Annotated in this window: 8 protein-coding genes; 7 read left to right on the top strand and 1 reads right to left on the bottom strand. The window is 42.3% G+C overall.

Annotation, left to right across the window (positions count from 1 at the left end):
- Positions 1-93 precede the first annotated feature (93 nt).
- The 7 genes from BW716_RS34335 (at position 94) to BW716_RS39330 (ending at position 4143) form a co-directional block, all read left to right on the top strand.
- A complete protein-coding gene (locus tag BW716_RS34335) occupies positions 94-516 on the top strand; it encodes a hypothetical protein (protein WP_143709215.1) in 423 nt (140 codons plus the stop codon).
- 15 nt (positions 517-531) lie between these two features.
- A complete protein-coding gene (locus tag BW716_RS34330) occupies positions 532-873 on the top strand; it encodes a chorismate mutase (RefSeq protein ID WP_083730563.1) in 342 nt (113 codons plus the stop codon).
- Between the two features lie 270 nt (positions 874-1143).
- A complete protein-coding gene (locus BW716_RS34325) occupies positions 1144-1731 on the top strand; it encodes a Crp/Fnr family transcriptional regulator (RefSeq protein WP_083730562.1) in 588 nt (195 codons plus the stop codon).
- A 57-nt stretch (positions 1732-1788) separates the two neighbouring features.
- Positions 1789-2697 (top strand): NAD-dependent epimerase/dehydratase family protein, encoded by a 909-nt coding sequence (locus BW716_RS34320; RefSeq protein ID WP_083730561.1) that lies wholly within the window; start codon positions 1789-1791, stop codon positions 2695-2697.
- Between the two features lie 101 nt (positions 2698-2798).
- A complete protein-coding gene (locus tag BW716_RS34315) occupies positions 2799-3242 on the top strand; it encodes an Lrp/AsnC family transcriptional regulator (protein ID WP_083730560.1) in 444 nt (147 codons plus the stop codon).
- Positions 3239-3637, top strand: a complete 399-nt coding sequence (locus BW716_RS34310; protein ID WP_083730559.1) for a hypothetical protein — start codon at positions 3239-3241, stop codon at positions 3635-3637. The genes BW716_RS34315 and BW716_RS34310 overlap by 4 nt, the downstream gene beginning before the upstream one ends.
- 56 nt (positions 3638-3693) lie before the next feature.
- Positions 3694-4143 carry a hypothetical protein gene (locus BW716_RS39330; RefSeq protein WP_368678280.1) on the top strand — a complete coding sequence of 150 codons (450 nt, stop codon included), beginning with the start codon at positions 3694-3696 and terminating at the stop codon, positions 4141-4143.
- On the opposite strand, the gene BW716_RS34305 is transcribed toward BW716_RS39330, so the two are convergent.
- Positions 4057-5289, bottom strand: a complete 1233-nt coding sequence (locus BW716_RS34305; RefSeq protein ID WP_083730558.1) for a sodium:proton antiporter — start codon at positions 5287-5289, stop codon at positions 4057-4059. The two genes, BW716_RS39330 and BW716_RS34305, sit on opposite strands and share 87 nt — an antisense overlap.
- Positions 5290-5571 lie beyond the last annotated feature (282 nt).

Genomic DNA, 5571 nt, shown 5'->3' with positions numbered 1-5571 from the left:
GTATAAACAACTTCAATATTTACAATAATACCTCAACTGATTTAAATCATTAAAACACCTAAATTTGTACCGTTAACCATTTAAAACTTTGTTATGCAACTCAAAAGAACCTTGCCACTACTCACAATGGCATTGCTGCTATTGTGCAGCTTCACACCGGCTCCTGCCATTCAACACATCAAACCTTTAGGTATCTGTGATTTTGCTTTTGAAAATAATACCGTTTATACTGTTGCTGACGGCATCTTCTACACCAGCAAAGATAAACTGGTATACAGCAATGTAGTTCCAGGCACTGGCTCCGGTAGCACGATCATTGAATTTGACGACGCAGGTGATACCTTTACCTACTACATCACATTCGCGACCACTCCTACTACACCGACAGCAGTGCATGTGTACTTTGATGTTAATATCATTACAGAAGTAATTCCCGCAGGGGTTACTTCATTCAGAACGACCATACCGGGGCCACTTCCTTATAGTGGTATCGTGGTCACGCTCGATCCTAAATAATTACCAATATATATTATGAAAAGACGGATCTTCTCAACAGTGTTCCTGGCCATGGGTCTGGTAGCCGCAAAGGCTCAACAAAAAGACACATTAACTATTAACAGGGACAAAATTAACCAGTTAGACAAAGAGATCGTTCACCTTCTGGGCGAAAGAATGGAAGCTGCCAGGGCGATTGGTATTTACAAGCAGGCACATAACATGGAAGTGCTGCAATCCAATCGTTTTAATGAAGTATTGCAAAAGGCGATAGAAACCGGTAAAGCAGAAGGTCTTTCAGAAGAATTTATCAGAGCGCTTTATGAAGCGATTCATAAAGAAAGCATCAGGCAACAGGAAGCCCTGAAGAAGAAGTAACAAAGAATGCGGCTTCTTATGATTACAGTGCTGTCGATTCCTATGCACATACGTGTATTAGCCACAGGTATACCAGTCGCTTTCCAATGGATTATTAATGGACTTGTTACATGATTGTTTCCTTCAGTATTGCATACCTTTGGTGGTAATAACTTCTTTATTTTTGCTATCTTGAATGCGTGCCCGCTCGTATTTTTGATCAGATATTTGCCTGAGATCAGGGGCAAATCGCTGGAGGTACCGGAAAAAGAATGTAGGAAACAGTAAATTATGTCATACGAACTTATTTCGACAATGAGGAAAGATGTAGTGATGGCGGATGATGAAGCTGCCTATATCCTTTCTTATTTTAAAGAACAACAATTCAGGCGGAATACCGTGTTACTCCATGCCGGAGATGTGGCGCATGAGGTATTCTTTGTGACCCGGGGGAGTCTGCACCAGTTTTATAATGATGAAGCTGGTAATGAGCGCACCTGTAATTTTACCTTTGAAAATGAGTTCGCGACAGACCTGGAGAGTTTTTCTAAAAAGACGGTGTCTCCTTCTACGATCAAGACCCTGACGCCTACCACCTGTTTGACGATCACCTGTTCAGATCTGGTCCCCCTGATGAAGGAATCCAGGGCCATGAATGACTTTTTCTTTCTGCTGGTAGAGCGTATTGCCGCCGCCAGTATTCGTCGTACGAAAGCCCTGCTGTCTTCTACCCCGGAAAAACAGTTCCTGGACCTGCTGGAAGAAAAGCCGGAAATTATTCAACGCGTTCCGCAGCGCTATATCGCTCAATATCTGGGCATTGCGCCGGAGAGCTTGAGTCGGATCAGAAAACGGCTAATTCCGGCTAAAAAACCTTAACCCGGATCATTATTTTTCACCTCATACAGGCTATACATTTGCATAAAACAAATTGATATGCAAACAATACTTGGATCTGGTGGTGCTATTGGTACCCCACTGGCACGCGAACTGAAAGCTTATACAGATAAGATCCGCCTGGTAGCCAGGAAGCCTGTGCAGGTGAATGGGGATGATGAGCTGATTACGGCTGATCTGACAAACGTTGCGGATGTGGATCGTGCGGTTGCCGGTTCGGAGGTGGTGTACCTTACCGTAGGATTAGAATATAATATCAAGGTATGGCGCCGCGACTGGCCTGTAATCATGAAGAATGTGATCGATGCGTGTGTGAAGCACAATGCCCGTCTTGTATTTCTGGATAATGTGTACATGTATGGTAAGAATGAGATCCCTCATATGACAGAAAGCTCTACCATTGCACCACCCAGTAAAAAGGGCGAAGTGAGAGCAGCCTTGCACCATATGCTCCTGCAGGCAAAAGGATTGAAGGTGGCAATTGCCAGAAGTGCGGATTTTTATGGTCCTGGTGTAAAGAATGGGATGCTGACGATTACCGTACAGGAAGAGTTTAAAAAAGGGAAAAAGGCTTACTGGCAGTTGGATCCTAATAAAATACATACTTTTACTTATACCCCGGATGCGGCTAAAGGAACTGCTATTATAGGGAATACCCCCGATGCCTTTGGTCAGGTATGGCACTTACCTACTTCTTCTGAAAAAGTAACCGGAAAGGAGTTTATTGAAAGGATAGCAGGGATCATGCAGGTCAAACCTAAGTACTATATCCTTGCCAGGTGGATGATGGGATTAATGGGCCTCTTTGTGCCTATTGTAAAGGAAATAAAGGAAATGTCTTACCAGTATGACCGGGATTATATATTTGATAGCAGCAAATTTGAAAAACGCTTCAATTTCAAGCCGACCACTTATGCAACAGGCCTTCCGGCAAGTGTAGCCAGCTAATATTCATTATTTCTTCTATTTTAACTAATTTCCGCTCTAATAATCGGCTAATACCCCAATTAAATAAAGCCTTTGCTATCTTTATCCTATAATCATTCGTTATGGATGTATACGATAGCAAAATACTACGGCTGCTTATACAGAACTCCCGGATCACGGGGGCGGACATCGCCAGAAAAATTAATCTTTCTTTGCCGGCGGTGACAGAAAGACTGCGGAAACTTGACCGTTCCGGGGTTATTGATCGCTATACCATCAAGTTGAACAGGGAGCAATTGGGGTTACGGCTCATGGCGTTTATTCATGTATGGATTGATCACACAAAGAATCACCCTATAAAAGACCAGCTGTTGGCCATGGAGGAAGTGATGGAATGCCACCATGTGGCGGGGGATGCTGATTTGTTGTTGAAAGTGTTGGTGCATGATACGGCGGCATTGGAGCAATTGCTGGTGAATAAGATCAAGGGGATAAAGGGAGTGACGCGCACAGCTACAACGATTATTCTGAGTACTTATAAAGAAGAAATAAACGCCAAACTATGAACCTGATTGAAAAATTTGAAACCTGCACATTGCCGAAGGCAGAATGGACACATGAGAAACATTTTGTAATGGCATTATGGTATTGTATTCATTATCCATTGCCGGAGGCGGTGGATAAGATTTGCAATGGGATAAAGAGGTATAATGAGAGTGTAGGTGGTGAGAATACGGATGAGTCGGGGTACCATGAAACGATTACCCTGTTTTATATTGGAAGGGTTGCGGATTATGTGATTACGAATAGGGTGAGTGTTTTTACAGAGGAAGTGGTGGGAGATTTTTTGGAGCAGGATTTTGTGGGGAAGAAGTATATGTTGCGATTTTATAGTCGGGAGTATTTGATGAGTAAGGAGGCAAGGTTACGGTGGAAGGCTCCGGATAAAACTTATATGTAATCTCATATTTCAACTAAACGGACTAATCTTTACTGGAACAATCTGAAATAACTGAATTGGGTTTACGGCAGGAAAAACTGCTCTGTGAAAAACACAGCATACAATTCATCAATTTCCCCATTCCGGATAGGTCTTTGCCTCCTAAAGGCCGTCAAACAGAAGCATTCATTCAAACATTGACAATACCATCTAAAATCGTCATTCACTGCCGCATGGGTATAGGTCGGTCTTCCATCATTGCAGCCTGTATACTACTTTATCAAAATAAAAACCTTCATGAAAAAGGGAATTCTCCAACGGACATGAAAACCATTTTCAGAAAAAAAGCCACTGAAATCATCTCCCACATCAGCCACATTCGTGGATTAAAAGTACCTGATACAGAAGAACAATTTCAGTGGCTCAAAGAAAGAGAACAATTACTTTACAAACCTGTTCACCACCTTATTCAACGTCAATCCCTGCACAATGACAGAGAAAACAACAATGATATAACTAGCGGATAAGATCAGCTCCTTATAAGGCGACTCAGGCAGCGACAGCGCCAATGCCACAGAAATACCACCGCGCAATCCTGCCCATACCAATATAGTCGTATTATTGAAATTCGTCTTCAATGAACGCCTCATGATCATTGAAGGCACTGCTATACTGACACCTCTTGCGATCAATACAAACAACACCGCTACTAAACCAATAAACCAGTAATGCCCGATAAATGGCAACACCACTATCTGCAAACCAATCATCACAAACAAAATAATATTCAGCAATTCATCGATCAGTTCCCAGAAACGATGCAGGTAATCCTGCAATTCTTTATTACTCTTGGCACCAATAGAAGAACTACCCAATATCAAACCAGCCGCTACTGCCGCCAGCGGTATTGATACGTGCAGATAACTACCCAATATAGAGATCATCATCACCATAGAAATCGATACCAGCACCGATGTCTGGAACTCCTGAATTTTCTTGGTGAGATAACCCGTTACTACCGCCGTGACTGTACCTAACGCCAGACCTCCAAATACTTCTTTGGCAAATAAATCCAACGCATGCGACATAGAGAAAGTCGCTTCCTGTGCTGCCACTTCGCCAATGGTGACAAAGAGGATCAGACCTACTCCATCATTTAATAATGACTCTCCGGATATGATGGTTTCCAGTGAAGAGGGGATCCTTGACGTCTTCAATACAGACATCACCGCCACCGGGTCTGTAGGCGATATCAATGCCCCAAAAAGAAAGCAATATACAAGTGGCAGATCAATCCCCAGCAATGTCGTCGTAATATCCAACAGCAACCCAAAAATGATTGTAGAGCCGACCACACCAATCGTACTTAAGACCAATACCGGTCGCTTCTGCTCCTTTAGTTTCTTATATTCAAAGTGAAATGCACTGGCGAATAAGAGAAAGGCTAACATGACATCCAGCAATGTTTTTGTAAAATCAATGCTGTGCATCAACTCACGTATGAAATTGAAAGCCGTAGGAAAAGCCTTACCTGTCACCAGTATAAAGATCGAGAGCAGGATAGAGACAAACATCACGCCGATAGCACCAGGCAGTTTGATAAAACGGATATTAAGGTATGAAATCAACGCACTGATAGTGATCAAAGCCGCAATGAGTGTAAATGTATCCATTCAGTTGTTCTTTTGGTAAGCGATCAATATACGAAATTTCTCCTATCTTTCCCAGACTATGCACAACGTAAATTGCAGGGCATGCATTGATCGGTCATGAGCTGAGTCAACATAAATTTATTAGCAGACATATAAAATCAGCCATGGGAAAAGATACCACTACCAATTGCACGATTCAATTTCCAGCACATAAAATTCGCTTTGATAAATGTAATGGTTCACTTAAAACCTTCCGCTAAGCACTACATCAATATATTAAATTTTAGAATTACCCATTTAGCT

The sequence above is a fragment of the [Flexibacter] sp. ATCC 35208 genome, from assembly GCF_001975825.1.
Lineage (GTDB): Bacteria > Bacteroidota > Bacteroidia > Chitinophagales > Chitinophagaceae > Chitinophaga.
The sequence above is the reverse complement of the archived record's forward strand: the minus strand, read 5'-3'. Positions and strand labels throughout refer to the sequence as shown.